This window comes from Pseudomonas sp. PICF141 (genome assembly GCF_002286815.1).
In the GTDB taxonomy this organism is placed as follows: domain Bacteria; phylum Pseudomonadota; class Gammaproteobacteria; order Pseudomonadales; family Pseudomonadaceae; genus Aquipseudomonas.
In genome coordinates this window covers 28,754-47,953 of record NZ_MUNM01000067.1, presented here as the reverse complement: position 1 = coordinate 47,953, position 19,200 = coordinate 28,754, and the positions used below count along the sequence as shown (strand labels likewise).

18 protein-coding genes are annotated in these 19,200 nt (G+C 60.2%); 8 read left to right on the top strand and 10 right to left on the bottom strand.

Features of this window, described 5'->3' with window-relative positions:
- Positions 1 to 422: 422 nt before the first annotated feature.
- Positions 423 to 1,799 (top strand): L-serine ammonia-lyase, encoded by a 1,377-nt coding sequence (locus BZL43_RS18855; RefSeq protein WP_095633695.1) that lies wholly within the window; start codon positions 423 to 425, stop codon positions 1,797 to 1,799.
- Positions 1,800 to 2,368: 569 nt separating this feature from the next.
- Positions 2,369 to 3,472: a GlxA family transcriptional regulator gene (locus tag BZL43_RS18850; RefSeq protein ID WP_095633694.1), complete on the top strand. Its 1,104-nt coding sequence runs from the start codon at positions 2,369 to 2,371 to the stop codon at positions 3,470 to 3,472.
- 129 nt (positions 3,473 to 3,601) lie between these two features.
- Here the strand turns inward: BZL43_RS18850 and BZL43_RS18845 are convergent, their stop codons facing one another.
- The 6 genes from BZL43_RS18845 to BZL43_RS18810 form a co-directional block, all read right to left on the bottom strand.
- Positions 3,602 to 3,865, bottom strand: coding sequence for a hypothetical protein (locus tag BZL43_RS18845; protein WP_095633693.1), 264 nt, complete (start codon positions 3,863 to 3,865; stop codon positions 3,602 to 3,604).
- 374 nt (positions 3,866 to 4,239) lie between these two features.
- The gene (locus BZL43_RS18835; protein ID WP_095633691.1) at positions 4,240 to 5,403 is read right to left on the bottom strand and encodes a gamma-butyrobetaine dioxygenase; all 1,164 of its coding nucleotides are present in this window, start codon (positions 5,401 to 5,403) and stop codon (positions 4,240 to 4,242) included.
- An 11-nt stretch (positions 5,404 to 5,414) separates the two neighbouring features.
- On the bottom strand, positions 5,415 to 5,903 hold the full coding sequence (locus BZL43_RS18830) for a thioesterase family protein (protein ID WP_095633690.1): 489 nt from the start codon (positions 5,901 to 5,903) through the stop codon (positions 5,415 to 5,417).
- 65 nt (positions 5,904 to 5,968) lie between these two features.
- Positions 5,969 to 6,934, bottom strand: a complete 966-nt coding sequence (locus BZL43_RS18825) for an L-carnitine dehydrogenase (protein ID WP_095633689.1) — start codon at positions 6,932 to 6,934, stop codon at positions 5,969 to 5,971.
- Positions 6,935 to 7,143: 209 nt separating this feature from the next.
- Entirely contained in the window at positions 7,144 to 8,031 is an 888-nt protein-coding gene (locus tag BZL43_RS18815; RefSeq protein WP_095633688.1) for a 3-keto-5-aminohexanoate cleavage protein, read from the bottom strand.
- Between the two features lie 100 nt (positions 8,032 to 8,131).
- On the bottom strand, positions 8,132 to 9,076 hold the full coding sequence (locus BZL43_RS18810; RefSeq protein ID WP_095633687.1) for a choline ABC transporter substrate-binding protein: 945 nt from the start codon (positions 9,074 to 9,076) through the stop codon (positions 8,132 to 8,134).
- Between the two features lie 224 nt (positions 9,077 to 9,300).
- Here BZL43_RS18810 and BZL43_RS18805 point away from each other — a divergent pair, with 224 nt between their 5' ends.
- Entirely contained in the window at positions 9,301 to 10,245 is a 945-nt protein-coding gene (locus tag BZL43_RS18805) for a GlxA family transcriptional regulator (RefSeq protein ID WP_095633686.1), read from the top strand.
- 131 nt (positions 10,246 to 10,376) lie between these two features.
- On the opposite strand, the gene BZL43_RS18795 is transcribed toward BZL43_RS18805, so the two are convergent.
- The 4 genes from BZL43_RS18795 to BZL43_RS18780 all read right to left on the bottom strand — a co-directional run bounded on the left by BZL43_RS18795 (position 10,377) and on the right by BZL43_RS18780 (position 11,997).
- Positions 10,377 to 10,793, bottom strand: a complete 417-nt coding sequence (locus tag BZL43_RS18795; protein ID WP_095633685.1) for a DUF3010 family protein — start codon at positions 10,791 to 10,793, stop codon at positions 10,377 to 10,379.
- 26 nt (positions 10,794 to 10,819) lie between these two features.
- Positions 10,820 to 11,143 carry a helix-turn-helix domain-containing protein gene (locus BZL43_RS18790; protein ID WP_095633684.1) on the bottom strand — a complete coding sequence of 108 codons (324 nt, stop codon included), beginning with the start codon at positions 11,141 to 11,143 and terminating at the stop codon, positions 10,820 to 10,822.
- Positions 11,127 to 11,381 carry a type II toxin-antitoxin system RelE/ParE family toxin gene (locus tag BZL43_RS18785; RefSeq protein ID WP_095633683.1) on the bottom strand — a complete coding sequence of 85 codons (255 nt, stop codon included), beginning with the start codon at positions 11,379 to 11,381 and terminating at the stop codon, positions 11,127 to 11,129. Before BZL43_RS18785 ends, BZL43_RS18790 begins: the two co-directional genes overlap by 17 nt.
- A gap of 214 nt (positions 11,382 to 11,595) precedes the next feature.
- Entirely contained in the window at positions 11,596 to 11,997 is a 402-nt protein-coding gene (locus tag BZL43_RS18780) for a lysozyme inhibitor LprI family protein (RefSeq protein ID WP_095633682.1), read from the bottom strand.
- 244 nt (positions 11,998 to 12,241) lie between these two features.
- Here BZL43_RS18780 and BZL43_RS18770 point away from each other — a divergent pair, with 244 nt between their 5' ends.
- The 5 genes from BZL43_RS18770 (at position 12,242) to BZL43_RS18750 (ending at position 19,185) form a co-directional block, all read left to right on the top strand.
- On the top strand, positions 12,242 to 13,219 hold the full coding sequence (locus BZL43_RS18770; protein ID WP_007907542.1) for a dipeptidase: 978 nt from the start codon (positions 12,242 to 12,244) through the stop codon (positions 13,217 to 13,219).
- Between the two features lie 78 nt (positions 13,220 to 13,297).
- A complete protein-coding gene (locus tag BZL43_RS18765; protein WP_007907543.1) occupies positions 13,298 to 13,828 on the top strand; it encodes a DUF5943 domain-containing protein in 531 nt (176 codons plus the stop codon).
- A gap of 15 nt (positions 13,829 to 13,843) precedes the next feature.
- The gene (dgcA, locus tag BZL43_RS18760) at positions 13,844 to 15,904 is read left to right on the top strand and encodes a dimethylglycine demethylation protein DgcA (protein WP_095633680.1); all 2,061 of its coding nucleotides are present in this window, start codon (positions 13,844 to 13,846) and stop codon (positions 15,902 to 15,904) included.
- A gap of 111 nt (positions 15,905 to 16,015) precedes the next feature.
- Positions 16,016 to 17,965 (top strand): dimethylglycine demethylation protein DgcB, encoded by a 1,950-nt coding sequence (gene dgcB / locus BZL43_RS18755; protein WP_095633679.1) that lies wholly within the window; start codon positions 16,016 to 16,018, stop codon positions 17,963 to 17,965.
- On the top strand, positions 17,965 to 19,185 hold the full coding sequence (locus BZL43_RS18750) for an electron transfer flavoprotein subunit alpha/FixB family protein (protein ID WP_095633678.1): 1,221 nt from the start codon (positions 17,965 to 17,967) through the stop codon (positions 19,183 to 19,185). The genes dgcB and BZL43_RS18750 overlap by 1 nt, the downstream gene beginning before the upstream one ends.
- Positions 19,186 to 19,200 lie beyond the last annotated feature (15 nt).

The window sequence follows — 19,200 nt, the reverse complement described above, 5'->3', positions numbered from 1 at the left end:
GGTGTTTTTTTTGGCAGTGTTCCGACTGGACCACCGCACTTATCTGTTGCGGTTGGATGGCGTTTTGGAGACATCTCTACCACGGCGCCTTGCAATCGAGTCGATACGATCATGTACCAGTGAAAATCTGACGCCTACAGGGTGCGTCGTAACCAGTACAGGGATGGTCGCATCCAGTGTCGGTAACGTCGTTTACAGCTTTTTTCAGCCGGTTCAGCCCCGCTGATCCGCAAAAAAACGGCGAAAACATTGCGTAAGCGGCTTGCGGCGCTAGCGGGCATGAGTGCGTCGGTGTGAGACGTTGAGCGACATGACAAAAGCCTGATGATGCGGCCATCTCGGCGGATTGCAGCTTGAGCGTAGCAGCTCCGCCACTGGGCGCTTTTGCGCCTGGAGCAGGCACATCCAGGAGTTCAGCAGTAATGGCTATCAGCGTTTTCGACTTGTTCAAAATCGGCATCGGCCCTTCCAGTTCGCACACCGTGGGGCCTATGCGCGCCGCGGCGCTGTTCGTGCAAGGTTTGCGTGAACAGGGACTTTTGGAGCAGATACGGCGCGTTGAGGTTCAGCTTTATGGGTCGCTTTCGGCCACCGGTATCGGTCACGGCAGCGACAACGCAGTGATCATGGGCCTGATGGGCGAGTGGCCGGACGCGATCGATCCGTCGCAAATCGGCATCCGCATCCAGACCCTGCGTGAAACCGACACGTTATTGCTCGACGGTCGCTTGTCGGTCCCGTTCATCTGGGCCCGGGACATGCGCCTGATCGACGAGAACCTGCCGTTCCATCCCAACGCCATGACCCTGGTTGCCGAAGGCGATCACGGTGAATTGCATCGCGACACCTACTATTCCATCGGTGGCGGTTTTGTCGTCGATGAGGCACAGGCTTCCAGCGGCGTGGTGGATCTGGACCGCACCGTGCTGCCTTACGATTTCTCCAGTGCCGTCGAGCTGCTCAGTCTCTGCAAGCAGCACAACCTGCGCGTTGCAGAGCTGATGATGGCCAACGAGAAAGTCTGGCGCAGCGAAGAAGAAATTCGCGCCGGCCTGATGAAACTCTGGCGCGCGATGCAAGATTGCGTGGAGCAAGGCCTCAAGCACGAAGGCATCTTGCCCGGTGGCCTGAATGTGCGTCGTCGCGCAGCCAAATTGCACCGCAGCCTGCAAGAACTGAACAAGCCCAACGTGATCGGCTCGACCCTGAGCGCCATGGAGTGGGTGAACTTGTTCGCCCTGGCGGTCAACGAAGAAAACGCTGCCGGCGGGCGCATGGTGACGGCGCCGACCAACGGCGCGGCTGGGATCATTCCGGCGGTGTTGCACTACTTCATGAAGTTCAGCGAGGCAGTGACAGACGCCAACGTGGTCGATTACTTCCTCAGTGCCGCGGCGGTGGGGATTCTGTGCAAGAAGAACGCCTCGATTTCCGGTGCCGAGGTCGGTTGCCAGGGTGAAGTCGGTTCGGCTTGCGCGATGGCGGCGGCCGGGTTGGCGGAAATTCTCGGGGCCACACCGGAGCAATTGTGCAACGCGGCGGAAATCGGCCTGGAACACAACCTCGGCCTGACCTGCGATCCCGTGGGTGGGCTGGTGCAAGTGCCGTGCATCGAGCGCAATGCGATTGCCGCGGTGAAAGCGATCAACGCGGCTCAGATGGCGCTACGCGGCGACGGTCAGCACTTTATCTCGCTGGACCGGGTGATCCGCACCATGCGTGATACCGGTGCCGACATGCACGACAAATATAAAGAGACATCGCGCGGTGGGTTAGCAGTCAGCGCGGTCGAGTGCTGATACCGGGTTGACCTGTGGTGAGGGGGCTTGCCCCCCCGTTGGGTCGCGCAGCGCCCCTGAAATCTTTACGACTGCTGCGCAGCCGAACGGGGCGATGCGGCGTTCCGACAAGCCCCCTCGCCACCGCGATCTCATTCCCATCAAAACAGTCAAAACTGCGCACCAAGTGAACACTCGCACCAAAACGTGCCACGTTTTGGCGCGTCGCAAACAGGTAAGCCTGTCTGCCCCCGCCAGGGATCCAATTCACGCCTGACCGTCCGTCGCCGTGCTTGCGGTGACACTCTCCCCTGGAGCCTCGCAGCCCTGTTCCCACAAGTGCTACCGATTTGCTCACAGGCAACGGGGTAGCGGGTTTGCGGCCTCTAATGGCACTTATGACCTCTTATCTCTGCGCGCCATATCTAGACGCATCGCGACGTCGTTTTCAGGAGTTATTGAACACGTATTCAATTTTAGGCATGGCAATTGCTCTGTCATTACAAAGCCCGTCTCCCACGCGAGAACGATGGCAATAAAAAGAGCCTCCGCCTGAGGCCATCACCCGCTTTGTGTGAGGAGATACCGCGATGACGACGTTCAACTCCGGGGCTCAACCCCAGAACCGTGCGCCTCAATCCATCGGCTTTTTGCTGCTGGACAATTTCACGCTTATTTCTCTGGCCTCCGCAGTAGAACCTCTGCGAATGGCCAACCAATTGTCCGGCCGCGAGCTGTATCGCTGGAGCACACTCACCGTCGATGGCGGTCAGGTCTGGGCCAGTGACGGTCTGCAGATCACCCCCGACGCCTCCATGCACAAAGCGCCTCCCATGGACACCGTCATCGTATGCGGCGGTATCGGCATTCAGCGCACCGTAACCCGCGAGCATGTGTCGTGGCTGCAAAGCCAGGCGCGTCAGTCCCGTCGTCTGGGCGCAGTCTGCACCGGTAGCTGGGCTCTGGCGTGCGCCGGTCTGCTGGACGGTTTCGATTGCAGCGTGCACTGGGAATGCCTGGCGTCGATGCAGGAAGCTTTCCCTCGAGTGGCCATGAGCACCCGGTTGTTCACCCTCGACCGTAACCGTTTCACCAGCTCCGGCGGCACTGCGCCGCTGGACATGATGCTGCACTTGATCAGCCGCGATCACGGTCGCGAACTGTCGGCCGCGATCTCGGAAATGTTCGTCTACGAACGCATCCGCAACGAGCAGGATCACCAGCGCGTGCCGCTCAAGCACATGCTCGGCACCAACCAGCCGAAGCTGCAGGAAATCGTGGCATTGATGGAAGCCAACCTCGAAGAGCCGATCGACCTCGACGAACTGGCGGTGTACGTCGCCGTGTCGCGTCGTCAGCTGGAGCGGTTGTTCCAGAAATATCTGCACTGTTCGCCGTCGCGTTACTACCTGAAGCTGCGCCTGATCCGTGCCCGGCAGTTGCTCAAGCAAACGCCGATGTCGATCATCGAAGTGGCGTCTGTGTGCGGTTTCGTGTCTACGCCGCACTTCTCCAAGTGCTACCGCGAATACTTCGGCATTCCGCCGCGCGACGAGCGTGTGGGGTCCAACACCACGCAACAAGTGGCGATGATGCCGCTGCCGCAAGCGTTGGTGCTGTCGCCATTGTCCGGGCCGCTGTCGGCATTGAGTCAGGCGCGCAATGAGTCGACGTTTGCGAGCGTAAGGCTGTAGACCGCGCGGGCTATTGTGGCGAGGGGGCTTGCCCCCGTTCGGCTGCGTAGCAGTCGCAAAGATTTCAGGGCCGCTTCGCGACCCAACGGGGGCAAGCCCCCTCGCCACAAAGTGTTAACACCCCAGAAATCAGGCGCTACGGCTTTGCTGGTACGCCGCCAACGCCGGCAGCAATTGCTTGTCGATCGCCTGGCGCACGGCCGGCAGGATGGTCGCGCTGCTGGTGTACATCTGCTTCACCATCGTGCGTAGCGTCATCGCCCGCTCATCGTTCAAGCCACGTACCGCACACTCGCAAGCCTGCTCGGCTGTAGAGCCATTCGGCACTTGAAAGCCCAACGATTTCAGCTGGCCCAACAGGTCTTCCTGGTCAATCAAATCGGCGTGCATCATGACGCAATCCTTCTTCTGGGAACGGTGTCGTGGCTCGATTCTGGTAGGGGCTGGGGGTGGCGGCAAGGACGATTTGTCGCAATGGCCGCATTGGCTATGAACATGTCGTTTTCGGCTAACTTGCAAACAAGGAGAGTGGGCACACTGGATTCAGCTGGCTTCACGAAGGTTTGGTCACCCTCGCGCAACAGCTCCTCAACAGTACCCACCTCTGCCCCGATCCTGTCACGGCTTGATCGGGGTTTTTTTTGCCTGTGAATCAGTGATGAAAAGTGTTGATTGGGCTGACGCTTTCGCGGGCAAGCCTCGCTCCTACAGAGTTTTGCGTGATGCCTGTGGGAGCGTGGCTTGCCCGCGATGAACGATGACGCGGTCTAGCGTTGCAACACCAGAATTCGCGACAACAACTCATCCCGGTCGACATAACACCCCTGGAAATGCCGGGCGCCGGTAGCGGGGTCGAAAGCGTTGCGGGCGTGCAGGGTGCGGCGGTTGTCGAAGCACCACAGCTCGCCGGGGTTGAGCCGCGTCATCACCCGGAACCGCGCCTCGCGGGTCATCGCCATGAAGCGTCGGTACGCGCGATAGAACCCGGGCATTTGCTCGACGCAAGCATCGAACGGCCCGCGCAGAAAGTTCGCCATGCGGATTTCCGACACCTGCCCGAAAGCGTCCAGGGCGATGATCGGCGCCAGGCAGCGGTAGTCGCTGTGGCGGTCCTTGTTGCGGAATTCCACGGGGATTTCACACAAGGCCCGAAATGCCTCGGGATCTTCCTGGCGCAAGGCTTGGGCGATGGCAAAACCGTCGACGAAAATGCTCTCGCCACCGTCGGCGTCATTGACCAGGCAATGCAGAAATTGCAGTCCCGGTTGCAGCTCTCGTGTGGGCAGGTCGCTGTGCAGAGGCAGGTTGAAGGCGGTGTAGGCATTGCTGTCGGCATCGGCCCTGGATTGCACGTTGAACAGCACGCCGAAATTGCTCTGGCGGATGAACGAAATCCGTTGGGCAATCAGCTTCAGCGAGCCTGGCTGCGTGGGTACGCCGCGAACCTGGGTCAGGCCGATGTCGCGCACCGCCAATAGCCATTGCAGCAAAGCATTGTCGTCATCCATCAGTGCCTGATAGTCGAACACTGCAAGCTTCAGGTGGCTGTCCCACAACTTGCTTTTCGGTTTGGCGGCCCGGCGTTCGGCGCGGGATTCATCGTCATAGGCGTGGGCTCGCAGCCAGCCCGGGTCGAAGCGGCTGAGGTGGCCGTCCTGCCAAGCGACACACAGACAACCCTCGGCATCGATCTGTGCACTGTTGGCGATCAGATCTTCCGCGACATCAACGATTTCCAGCACTTGCTCGCGGGTCACCGTGTAAACGCACTGCGGGCATGGGCAGTTGTCCCGTAGCCATTGATGATGAAAAGGGCTGACCCGACCGTCCGCCCACTGCACGTGAATGCGGTCCGCCAGGGTGTGCACGGCGGTCAACGCGCTGATTAACGGGTAGGTGCGGAAATCGGCAACAGCGGCGGCGGTGTTCATGACGAGCTCCTTTATTTTTCGGGCGTAGGGGGCGTTCTCAAAGCGATCACTCGGCCAATGAAGGCGGGGGCGGGCAAGTCGGCTTGCTCGGCGACAATGGCTTGCAACTTGCTCAAGGTTTCTTCGCTGAACGGGGCGGATCGAGGTCCGGCGAGGTCGACGTGCAGCAGCATTTGTTCATTACCCGCCAGCTCCTTGTCAGTGCCTGCCAGATGCAGGCTGTGATACAGATGCAGGCGCTTGCTGTCATGGCCAATGATCTGGGTGTGCACTTCGACGTCGGCGTCGAGCTTCACTTCGTGCAGATAATTGAGGTGCAGTTCGAGGGTGAACAGCGAATTGCCGCTGGCTTCGCGGTTGTTGCTGTCCATGCCCAGTCGATCCATCAGCGCGTCGGTGGCGTAGCTGAAAATCAGCAGGTAGAAGGCATCGCGCAGATGGCCGTTGTAGTCGACCCAGTCGGGGATGATTCTGGTTTGGTAGGTGGTGAGGGTGGGCATGATTGGGGTTCCGGAAGGTGGATGATCGTTCCCACGCAGAGCGTGGGAACGATCAGTGCAAGGGATTACTCGCTGAACGCCATTCCATGCTTCTCTTTGGTGGTCTTCACCGCCTCCAGCACCGCCAGCAAGCAATCATCACGATAGCGCTCCAGCGCCGAGATGCTGTGTTGGCCCAACTGCTCGCGGGTGCCATCCACCACGTCATCGATCAATTGGTCGGTCAGTTCCGGTGCCGGCAGATAGGTCCAGGGCAACTGCAACGCTGGCCCGAATTGCGCCATGAAGTGCCGCATGCCCGCATCGCCACCCGCCAGGGTATAAGTCAGGAAGGTGCCCATGAACGACCAGCGCAGGCCCGCGCCAAAACGAATCGCATCGTCGATTTCACCCGTGGTCGCCACGCCGTCGTTGACCAGATGCAACGCCTCCCGCCATAGCGCTTCGAGCAAGCGGTCGGCGATAAAACCAGGTACTTCCTTGCGCACATGCAAGGGGCGCATCCCTAAGGATTCATAGACTTTCATTGCCGCCTGAACCGCTTGCGGCGCGGTATTCTTGCCACCGACCACTTCCACCAATGGCAGCAGGTAAACCGGGTTGAACGGGTGCCCGACCACGCAGCGTTCCGGGTGGGTCGAGCTCTCGTAAAATTCGCTCGGCAACAGCCCCGATGTACTGGAACCGATCAAGGCATTGGGCTTGGCCGCCGCGCTGATTTTGCTGTGCAGTTCCAGTTTCAGCTCCAGTCGCTCCGGAGCGCTTTCCTGGATGAAATCCGCGTCACGAACGCATTCTTCGATGGTGTCGACAAAGCGCAGACGATCCTGTGACGCGCCGGGTGCCAGGCCTTGTTTCTCCAGTGCGCCCCAGGCATTGGCGACGCGTTTGCGCAGGGCCGCTTCGGCACCCGGCGCCGGGTCCCAGGCCACCACGTCGAGGCCGTGGGCGAGGGCGCGAGACACCCAGCCGCTGCCGATGACACCGCTGCCCAGGGCGGCGAAGGTTTTGATATCAGTGATAAAGCTCATGGCGACGTCCTAAAGAGTTCGGTGATCTTTGCAGGAGCGGGCTTGTGTGGCGAGGGGGCTTGCCCCCGTTCGGCTGCGTAGCAGTCGTAAAACATTGCATGCGGTGTGGCTGACACTCCGCGGCTACAGGTTTTGGGGCCGCTTCGCGACCCAACGGGGGCAAGCCCCCTCGCCACACAAGCCTCGCTCCTACAGGTTTTGTATGTGGGTTAACCGCGTTTGGTCAGGCCCATTTTCTTGCGGCCTTCAGCCGGGGTCAGAACGCGGGCGCCGAGACGGCTGAGGATTTCGCCGGCGCGTTCGACCAGTTGGCCGTTGGTCGCCAAAACACCCTTGTCCAGCCACAGGTTGTCTTCCAGGCCCACCCGCACGTTGCCTCCCAGCAACACCGCTTGCGCCGCCATGGGCATTTGCATGCGTCCGATGCCGAACCCGGCCCAGACCGCATCGGCCGGCAAGTTGTCGACCATGGCTTTCATGGTGGTGGTGTCCGCCGGCGCGCCCCACGGGATGCCCAGGCACAATTGGAACAGCGGGTTATCGAGCAGGCCTTCTTTGATCATCTGTTTGGCGAACCACAGGTGACCGGTGTCGAAGATTTCCAACTCAGGCTTAACGCCCAGCTCTTGAATGCGTTTGGCGCCAGCACGTAGTTGCGCCGGGGTGGACACGTAAATGGTGTCGCCATCGCCGAAATTCAGGGTCCCGCAATCCAGGGTGCAGATTTCCGGCAGCAATTCTTCGACGTGGGCCAGACGGGTCAGTGGGCCGACCAGGTCGGTGTTCGGGCCGAACTCCATCGGGTGCTCGCCCGCGCCGATTTCCAGGTCGCCGCCCATGCCGGCGGTGAGGTTGACGATGATGTCGACGTCGGCCTCGCGGATACGCTCCATCAGTTCGCGGTACAGCGCCACGTCACGGCTGAACTTGCCGGTTTGCGGGTCGCGAACATGGCAGTGGACCACGGTGGCGCCAGCCTTGGCGGCCTCCACGGCGGCTGCGGCGATCTGTTTCGGGGTGACCGGCACATGTGGGCTTCTGGCGGTCGTGTCGCCAGCACCGGTGAGTGCGCAGGTGATGATGACGTCGTGGTTCATGGGGCAGGTTCCTTACAGGCGTGATTATGGGTGTGGCTCTGGGCGTGACGATTCCGTTCGCAGCCCGCATCGGGCTGCGAATAGGTGGTTCATTTCGGGTTTATTGACTGGTCAGTTTGAGGTTTTCAGCCGCCGGTTTGCCGTCGAAGGTGGTCACGCCTTCGAGCCAGCGTTGCTTGTCTTGCGGGTGATCCTTGAGCCATTGCTTCGCCGATTCGAAAGCGTCCTTGTGATCGAGCAACGGCTGCATCATCCGGCTCTCGTCTTCGGCGGTGAACGTCAGGTTGCTCAGCAGGCGCCCGACATTCGGGCATTGCTGCAAGTAATCGGGCGCGGTGACCGTCCACACGGTGGCCATGCCTTCGTTCGGGCCGAGAGCGTCTTCGCTGCCGGTGAGGTAGGTCATCTGCACGTTGACGTTCATCGGGTGTGGCGCCCAGCCGAAAAACACCACGGCTTCCTTGCGCCGCACGGCGCGATCCACCGCTGCCAGCATGCCGGCTTCGCTGGACTCGACCAGCTGGAACTTGCCCAAGCCAAACTGGTTCTTGGCGATCATCGCCTTGATCTGCGTATTGGCGCCCGAGCCAGGCTCGATGCCATAAATCTTGCCGCCCAGTTCTTTTTCGAATCTGGCGATGTCGGCGAAGGTTTTCAGGCCTTTATCGGCGAGGTAGGTCGGGACGGCGAGGGTGGCGCGGGCATCCTTGAGGTTGGGTGCTTCGAGCACTTTGACCTGCCTGGCATCGACGAACGGGGTGATGGTCTGCGTCATCAGCGGGTTCCAGTAGCCCAGGAACAAGTCCAGGCGCTGGTCGCGAATCCCGGCGAAGATGATTTGCTGGGAGGCGCTGGTCTGTTTGGTGTTGTAGCCGAGACCGTCGAGCAAGACCTGGGTCATGGCGCTGGTGGCGATCACGTCGGTCCAGTTCACTACGCCCATGCGCACGTTCTGGCACGATGCGGGTTCGGCCGCCATGACACTGGCGCTCAAGAAAGCGGTACCGCTGAGTGCAAGAACACAGCTGCTGATCAGTCGTTTCATGTCGGGTTCCTCGGCAGGTCGTTATTGTGGGTCCGGTCATCTTTGTGCGCCGGTGGTGCCAAGTTACGCAGCTCAAGGCCCGTGAAAACGCACTGCGGCGACCAGCTCTTGCACTGCGGCGACCTGAGCCCTTGAATGCCGCTTGCAAGTGGCGTATCAACGTCCACACGCTAGCCGCCCTCTCGTTACCTGGCCTCTTTTTACCTGCTAAGCGAGTGCGCTCCATGCCCCAGGATTTCTACCTCTTGTTGATGCCGGGTTTTTCGGCGATCGGTTTTATCTCGGCCATTGAGCCGCTGCGGGTCGCCAATCGCTTTCGCGGCGAGCTGTACCGCTGGCATGTATTGAGCGCGGATGGCGGGGCGGTTTTGGCCAGTAACGGCATGTCGGTCAACGCCGATGCGGCGCTGGAACCCCTGAAGAAAGGCGCTACCTTGCTGGTAGTCGCCGGTTTCGAGCCGCTGAAGTTCACCAGCCCGGCACTGGAGCATTGGTTGCGCCGCTTGGACAACGAAGGCGTGACCCTCGGCGCCATCGACACCGGCAGCTTCATCCTCGCTGAAGCCGGCCTGCTCGACGGCCATCGCCTGACCCTGCACTGGGAAGCCATCGACGCCTTCAAGGAGTCTTATCCACAGCTGAGCGTTACCCAGGAATTGTTCGAGATCGACCGTCGGCGCATTACCTCTGCCGGCGGCACGGCCTCCATCGACCTGATGCTTGACCTTATCGGCCAGGCCCACGGCCCGGAACTGGCGATCCAGGTCAGCGAACAATTCGTGCTCGGGCGCATTCGCCCGCGCAAAGACCACCAGCGCATGGAAGTCGCCACGCGCTATGGCATCAGCAACAAGAAACTTGTTCACGTGATCGGAGAGATGGAGCAGCACAGCGAACCGCCGCTGAGTACGCTGGAGTTGGCCGAATCGATCAAAGTGACCCGGCGCCAGCTGGAACGCCTGTTTCGCCTGCACCTGAACGACACGCCGAGCAATTTCTACCTGCGCTTGCGGCTGGAGAAAGCCCGGCAATTGCTGCGCCAGACCGATATGAGCGTGCTGGAAGTGAGTATCGCGTGCGGGTTTGAATCACCGTCGTATTTCACCCGAAGCTATCGGGCGAAGTTTGAGCGGTGCCCGCGGGAAGATAGGCGTACCGCCCAAGCGTGACGACACCGAGAAACCTGTGGGAGCGGGCTTGCCCGCGATGAGGCCGGCACATTCAATGTTGATGTTGACAGACACACCGCCATCGCGGGCAAGCCCGCTCCCACAATGATCTGTGTTGATGAGAGTAAATGTTACTTCTTCATCAGTGCCGAGCACGCCGCCTTGTACGCCTCATGCTGATACTTGTTCAGCGTCTCCGGCAGGGCAAAATCGAACTTCTTGTTCTGCGCATTGATGGTCTGGGGCGACAGCAGCGTCACTTCGCAATTTTCCAGCAACTGGAAAATCCCCTCGATCTTGAACGTGGTCGGCCCACCGGCGAATTCGCCTTTCTTGCTGCGCTTCTTGATCACGATCCGGTCGATGGAATTCTCGCGAACAAACGACGCCACCTGAGCGGCAAAGATTTTGACATTGGCGGCTTCGTCGTCCTCGTCGAGGGCGATTTTCCTGGTGGCGAGGGCGACGTGACTGAGCGCCTGACCGTCGAGGGAGGCCACGGCGATGATCGCTTCGCTGCCTTTGATTTCAATGCCGCAGATTCTCATTTCAGTCCCTTTTCCTGGCGTTCAACTTACAACTCTAGTTGGTTGGCAGTAATGCCAAAAGCAGCGGCAATTTTTTCACGGGTTGCCTTGCGGGGCTTGGCGACCGTCTCTTGCTGGGCGAAAGCCGGTTGGGAAATGCCCATGCGCTTGGCAACTTCATCCTGCGTAAGGTTCAGGTATTCGCGCCAGGCGCGAATGGGTGTCGCGCCATCGACGATGCGACTGACCACTTCGTGGGGGATCAGATCGGGCTCGATCTTCTGCGCCACATACTGCGCGTAAGGAATGACCACGAATGCCGGTTTTCCCTCCGCGTCGTTGATGATTTGAATTTCAGTAGGTGCGTTCATCGCGTTTTTTGACCTCTTGAATACTGACCACTTTGATCGCGCCATCCCAGTTGAACATGACCCGATAACGACCGACTCGCAGTCGATAGGCGTAATCATGACCAACCAGTACTTTGACATTGCCTACATCAGGCATGCCAGCTAGCGCCGTGATGGCATCACGAACCTGGATCTGATGAACGGAATGCAATTTCAAGAGCTGCTTAACGGCCTTTCGAGTCCAGTGAATGCTGTTCATGGAGAATATAAGTCTTTTATAAGATTTTGCGAATCTTTACTTATATTTTTCAGGTGGCCAATAAACGAAATTTGTCGGGATGTTGCTCGAAAAAAACTGCTTTAACCCTTACTCAGCGAGAGTTGTAGGCTTGCTCGGTGACACCTGTGGGAAAGATCTTAATTGAAGGTAAAAAAGCTGGTGGGGCTACCAGCTTTCGACGGACGATTCAGGATCACTCCTGCCCAATCGACTCCAAAAACTCCGACCGCTCGTCACTCATGCGTGCCACGCAATCATTTTGCGCGATGGTGAACGCCTTGCTACCGCTCGTCGCCGGGAATGCTTCGACTGCACAATCCGCGTCGCGGGTTTTCAGCCATTGCTGTTGCGCGGTTTTGATTTTGGCGGTGATGTCGGTCAGTTGCGTCTTGTTGTTGCCGTAAAGCGTTTGCATGCGCTCGGTCAGGCTTTGGTAGTTTTCGCTCAGCAGTTGTTCGGCGGTGGTTCTGCTGTAGGCGGAGCATTCCAGGGTCTGGATTTCGTTTTCGACGGCGTCGCAGGGGTTGTCGTCGGCTTCTTCAGCGGCTTGTACGCCCGTCGCTATCAGTGCCAAAGCCAGGAAGATCGATTTCATTACGCCGCCGCCCCTTAATCCAGTCATGCATTCAGTAAACATCCAGTGCGGCGAATTCTGGCCCAAGCGGGCGACATTGGATAGGTAGGCAACGACGCCTATTGACGACCCTTTGTCGCGGATTGACGCTTTCGGCAAACCCCCTGTCGTTTTTGCACCCGGCTACCCCTGCACCGAGGCATATGCTGGCCCCAAAGCGCCGGCACACGATTCGGCGCATGAATCGCTAATAGGGGACAGCCTGATGAGCCCAGCCGAATTGCACGCCGACAGCATCGTTATCGACGGGCTGATTATTGCCAAGTGGAACCGCGAGTTGTTTGAAGACATGCGCAAGGGCGGTCTGACCGCGGCCAACTGCACCGTGTCGGTGTGGGAGGGCTTCCAGGCCACTGTCAACAACATCGCCGCCAGCCAGAAGCTGATCCGCGAGAACAGCGACCTGGTGATTCCGGTGCGCACCACCGCCGATATCCGCAAGGCCAAGGAACAGGGCAAGACCGGCATCCTCTTTGGTTTCCAGAATGCTCACGCGTTTGAAGACCAGATCGGCTATGTCGAGGTGTTCAAGCAGCTCGGCGTCGGTATCGTGCAGATGTGCTACAACACCCAGAACCTGGTCGGTACCGGTTGCTACGAGCGCGATGGCGGCCTGTCGGGCTTCGGTCGTGAAATCGTCGCCGAGATGAACCGTGTCGGCGTCATGTGCGACCTGTCCCACGTTGGCTCGAAAACTTCCGAAGAAGTCATCCTCGAGTCCAAGAAGCCGGTCTGCTACTCCCATTGCCTGCCGTCGGGTCTGAAAGTGCACCCGCGCAACAAGTCCGATGAAGAGCTGAAATTCATCGCCGATCACGGCGGTTTCGTCGGCGTGACCATGTTCGCTCCGTTCCTGGCCAAGGGTATCGATTCGACCATCGACGACTACGCCGAAGCCATCGAATACACCATGAATATCGTTGGCGAAGACGCCATCGGCATCGGCACCGATTTCACTCAAGGCCATGGCCAGGACTTCTTTGAATACCTGACCCATGACAAGGGCTACGCCCGCCGTCTGACCAGCTTCGGCAAGATCATCAACCCACTGGGCATTCGCACCGTGGGCGAGTTCCCGAACCTGACCGAAACCCTGCTCAAACGCGGCCACTCCGAGCGGGTGGTGCGCAAGATCATGGGCGAGAACTGGGTGAATGTCCTCAAGGACGTCTGGGGCGAATAAGCCACCGCATTTCTGAATCCTTTCCCCCGGCCGTCCGTGCCGGGGGCAACACAACGAATTTTCTGGAGTTAAGTTTCCATGGCCAAGATCGCCCCGCAATTGCCAATCGAAGTCGACAGCGAAACCGGTGTCTGGACCTCCGACGCCCTGCCGATGCTGTACGTGCCGCGCCATTTCTTCGTCAACAACCACATGGGCATCGAGGAAGTACTGGGCGCCGACGCTTACGCCGAAATCCTTTACAAGGCCGGCTACAAGTCCGCCTGGCACTGGTGTGAAAAAGAAGCCGAATGCCATGGCCTGGAAGGCGTCGCAGTGTTCGAGCACTACATGAAGCGTCTGTCGCAACGCGGCTGGGGCCTATTCAAGATTCAGGACATCGACCTCGACAAAGGCACCGCCAGCGTCAAGCTCGAACACTCCGCATTTGTCTACGTGTACGGCAAGGTCGGGCGCAAGGTCGACTACATGTTCACTGGCTGGTTCGCCGGTGCCATGGACCAGATTCTTCAAGCCCGTGGCAGCTCGATCCGCACCGTTGCAGAACAGGTTTACGGTGGCTCCGAAGAAGGCCACGACGACGGTTTGTTCACCGTCAAGCCGTTGTAAGTCGAGGAACCCGCCATGGCTTTCGAAGCAATGTTTCAACCGATTCAAATCGGCAAACTGACCATCCGCAACCGCGTGCTCAGCACCGCGCACGCCGAGGTCTACGCCACCGACGGCGGCATGACCACCGACCGGTACGTCAAGTATTACGAAGAGAAAGCCAAGGGCGGGATCGGCCTGGCGATTTGCGGCGGTTCTTCCAGCGTGGCCATCGATAGCCCGCAAGGCTGGTGGAAGTCGGTCAACCTGGCCGACGACCGGATCATTCCGCACTTCCAGAATCTGGCCGACGCCATGCACAAGCATGGCGCCAAGATCATGATCCAGATTACCCACATGGGTCGTCGTTCCCGTTGGGACGGCGAGCACTGGCCAACGCTGCTGTCGCCGTCGGGCATCCGCGAGCCGGTGCACCGTGCCACCTGCAAAACCATCGAGCCGGAAGAAATCTGGCGGGTGATCGGCAACTACGCAAGCGCAGCCGCGCGGGCCAAGGCCGGTGGCCTGGACGGCGTCGAGCTGTCTGCCGTGCACCAGCACATGATCGACCAGTTCTGGAGCCCGCGGGTCAACAAGCGTACCGACGAATGGGGCGGCAGCTTCGAAAACCGCATGCGTTTCGGCCTGGAAGTGATCAAGGCTGTGCGCAAGGAAGTGGGGCCGGACTTCTGCGTCGGCATCCGCCTGTGCGGCGACGAATTCCACCCGGACGGCTTGTCCCACGAGGACATGAAACAGATCGCCAAGTACTACGACGACACCGGCATGATCGACTTCATCGGCGTCGTGGGCTCGGGTTGCGACACCCACAACACCCTGGCCAACGTTATTCCGAACATGAGTTATCCACCGGAGCCGTTCCTGCATTTGGCCGCCGGTATCAAGGAAGTGGTGAAGGCTCCGGTTTTGCACGCGCAGAACATCAAGGACCCGAACCAGGCGACCCGAATTCTGGAAGGCGGTTACGTCGATATGGTCGGCATGACGCGCGCCCACATTGCCGACCCGCATTTGATCGCCAAGATCAAGATGGGCCAGGTCGACCAGATCAAACAGTGTGTCGGCGCCAACTATTGCATCGACCGTCAGTACCAGGGCCTGGACGTCTTGTGCATCCAGAACGCCGCGACTTCCCGTGAATACATGGGCGTGCCGCACATCATCGAGAAATCGACCGGTGTGAAGCGCAAAGTCGTGGTGGTCGGTGCCGGTCCTGCCGGGATGGAAGCCGCTCGGGTGGCGGCCGAACGTGGTCACGACGTGACCCTGTTCGAGAAGAAAGAATTCATCGGCGGGCAAATCACTACCGCATCGAAAGCCCCGCAACGGGATCAGATTGCCGGTATCACCCGCTGGTTCCAGCTGGAACTGGCACGTTTGAAAGTCGACCTGCGCCTGGGCGTGGCGGCGGATGCGGCGACCATTCTCGACCTGCGTCCGGACGTGGTGGTGCTCGCCGTTGGCGGTCATCCGTTCCTGGAGCAGAACGAACACTGGGGCGCGGCTGAAGGCCTGGTGGTCAGCAGTTGGGACGTGCTGGACGGCAAAGTCGCACCGGGCAAGAACGTGCTGGTATACGACACCATTTGCGAGTTCACGGGGATGTCGGTTGCCGACTTCCTTGCTGACAAGGGCAGCCAGGTCGAGATCGTCACCGACGACATCAAGCCGGGCGTGGCCATCGGCGGTACGTCGTTCCCGACTTACTACCGCAGCATGTACCCCAAAGAAGTGATCATGACCGGCGACATGATGCTGGAGAAGGTCTACCGCGAAGGCGACAAGCTGGTGGCGGTGCTGGAAAACGAATACACCGGCGCCAAAGAGGAGCGGGTGGTGGATCAGGTGGTCGTCGAAAACGGCGTGCGCCCGGACGAAGAAATCTATTACGCGCTGAAGGAAGGCTCGCGCAACAAAGGCCAGATGGACATCGAAGCCCTGTTCGCGATCAAGCCGCAACCTTCGCTGAGTCAGGCGGGCGACGGCTACTTGCTGTTCCGCATCGGCGACTGCGTGGCGCAGCGCAACACCCACGCCGCCATTTATGACGCACTCCGGCTCTGTAAGGATTTTTGACGGCGTAGCTGCAAGCCGTAAGCTGCAAGCCGCAAGTAAAAGCTCAGCCTCGCCGCTGCTCTTTCTTGCAGCTTGTAGCTTGTAGCTTGCACCTCGCCAGAGGTGACTCTGATGTTGAACACCCTTCTTCCAATCCTGTTGTTCGCTGCCTTGGGCCTGGCTGTCCTGGGCGCGTTGCGGCGGGTGGCTATGTGGCGCCGAGGCCGGGCTTCGAAAGTCGACCTGATCGGTGGCCTGTTCGCCATGCCCAAACGCTACATGGTCGATTTGCACCATGTCGTCGCGCGGGACAAATACATTGCCAATACCCACGTCGCCACGGCTGGTGGTGCGGTGGCTTCCATTGTGCTGGCGATTCTGGTGCATGGTTTTGGCCTGCATAACCGCATCCTCGGTTATGCACTGCTGTTGATGTCGGCGGTGATGTTTGTCGGCGCGATCTTCATGTTCCTGCGCCGTCGCAACCCCCCGGCGCGCTTGTCCAAAGGGCCGTGGATGCGCCTGCCGAAAAGCCTGATGGCGTTCTCGGCATCGTTCTTCCTGCTAACCCTGCCGGTCGCCGGCATCCTTCCGGAAAACTTCGGTGGCTGGCTGGTCGCCGCGATCCTCGGCGTCGGGGTGCTCTGGGGCGTGTCGGAACTGTTCTTCGGCATGACCTGGGGCGGGCCGATGAAACACGCCTTCGCCGGTGCCTTGCACCTGGCCTGGCACCGTCGCGCCGAGCGTTTTGGCGGCGGCCGTTCCACCGGTTTGAAGCCGCTGGACCTGAATGATCCGGACGCGCCACTGGGCGTGGAAAAACCCAAGGATTTCACCTGGAACCAGCTGCTGGGCTTCGACGCCTGCGTGCAGTGCGGTAAATGCGAAGCCGCGTGCCCGGCGTTTGCCGCTGGTCAGCCGCTGAACCCGAAGAAACTGATTCAGGACATGGTCGTTGGTTTGGCGGGCGGTACCGACGCCAAATTCGCTGGCAGCCCGTATCCAGGCAAAGCCATCGGCGAACACGGCGGCAATCCGCATCAACCGATCGTCAACGGTCTGGTGGACGCTGAAACCCTGTGGTCCTGCACCACTTGCCGTGCCTGCGTCGAGGAATGCCCGATGATGATCGAGCACGTCGACGCCATCGTCGACATGCGCCGTCACCTGACGCTGGAAAAAGGCGCAACCCCGAACAAGGGCGCCGAAGTCCTGGAAAACCTGATCGCCACCGACAACCCGGGCGGCTTCGCGCCGGGCGGGCGGATGAACTGGGCGGCGGATTTGAACCTGAACCTGCTCAGCGAGAAGAAATCCACCGACGTGCTGTTCTGGGTCGGCGACGGTGCCTTCGACATGCGCAACCAGCGCACCTTGCGTGCCTTCGTCAAAGTGCTGAAAGCGGCCAAGGTCGACTTCGCGGTGCTGGGGCTTGAAGAGCGCGACAGCGGTGACGTGGCACGACGCCTGGGCGACGAAGCGACCTTCCAGCTGTTGGCCAAACGCAACATCCAGACCTTGGCGAAGTACAGCTTCAACCGCATCGTCACCTGCGATCCGCACAGTTTCCACGTGCTGAAAAACGAGTACGGCGCCTTCGACGGCAACTACCTCGTGCAACACCACAGCACCTACATGGCGGAGATCATTGGCGATGGCGCCCTGAACCTGGGTCAGCACAAAGGCAGCAGCGTGACCTATCACGACCCGTGCTACCTCGGCCGCTACAACGGCGAATACGAGGCGCCGCGTGAAGTGCTGCGTGCCCTGGGCATCGAGATCAAGGAAATGCAACGCTCCGGTTTCCGTTCACGCTGCTGCGGCGGTGGTGGCGGTGCGCCAATCACCGACATTCCGGGCAAACAGCGGATTCCCGACATGCGCATGGAAGACATTCGCGAAACCGGCGCCGAACTGGTGGCCGTGGGTTGCCCACAGTGCACCGCGATGCTCGAAGGCGTGGTCGAACCGCGCCCATTAATCAAGGACATCGCCGAACTGGTGGCTGATGCGCTGCTCGAAGACGCCGCGCCGGGAAAGCCATCGGCACCGGCCAAACGTGAACCTGCGGAGGTGCATTGATGAGCGACATTATCCGCCGCGACCCACGCGCCGAATGGATCGCCCGCAACCGCCTGCACCCGCTGCATGCGGCCATGCAACCGGCGCAACACAGCTGGATGGGGCCTAACGGCATCATCCGCAAGAACCCTCACGGGATCGGTTTTATCGGCCCCAACGGTATCAAACGGATCGACCGCAGCGGTGCTCAGCAGGGCGGGGCGACCAAACGCTCGGCCGCGGTTGAAGTGCAATTGCCGCTGCATCAAGTGGCTGCACCTGCGTTCTACATCAGCGTGGTGCCGGACATGGTCGGCGGCCGCTTGAGCAGCCACGACCGCGACTTGCTCGGCCTGGCCCATCAGTTGGCCGGCAAGGACGGCGCGGTATTGGCTGTGGTGTTCGGTGAGCACAAGGAAAACGCCTTCGCCACGGCTGGCGTTGACCGCTTGCTGGTACTGGAAGGCGACGAGTTCAGCGGTTATGCACCGGAACAACGGGTTCAGGGCCTGCGAGCTGTGGATAACCAGTTCAGCCCCCGCCACTGGTTGCTGCCCGACAGCCGCAGCGGTGGTGGCGAATTGGGTCGACGCTTTGCCGCCGCATTGGGCGAACGCCCGGCCACGCGGGTCTGGCAGGTCAAGGATCAGGAGTGTATCGGCCGCGCCGGTGCTGGTTTGCAAGACCTTGCGCGTCCGGTCGCCCGCCTGATTCTGGCGGCTGCCGAATGCGCCGAACCGGTCAGCGAAACCCGTCACGAAGCTTTGCCAGTGGAGTTATCCACAGCGGTCGCCCGCAGCCTGTCGCGGATCGAAGATCTGGGCGCGGTGGCGGTGGACCCGGCGGCGATTCCGATGGCTGAAGCGGAGTTCATCTTCTCCGGGGGCAACGGGGTCAAGGACTGGGAACTTTTCCACAGGACGGCCGAGGCGTTGGGCGCGACCGAAGGGGCATCGCGGGTGGCGGTGGACGACGGCTTCATGGCTCGCGACCGTCAGGTCGGTGCGTCCGGCACTTGGGTCACGGCACGGGTTTACGTGGCGGTGGGCATTTCCGGGGCGATCCAGCACCTGCAAGGCATCGGTGCCTGCGACAAGGTGGTGGCGATCAACCTCGATCCTGGTTGCGACATGATCAAACGGGCCGACCTGTCGGTGATCGGCGAAAGCGCCGAGCTTCTTCAAGCCTTGATCGATGCGGTAGCGGCTTACCGTAATGAAGCCAAGCGCGATGCGGCTTAAGGAAAGGAAAGGGTT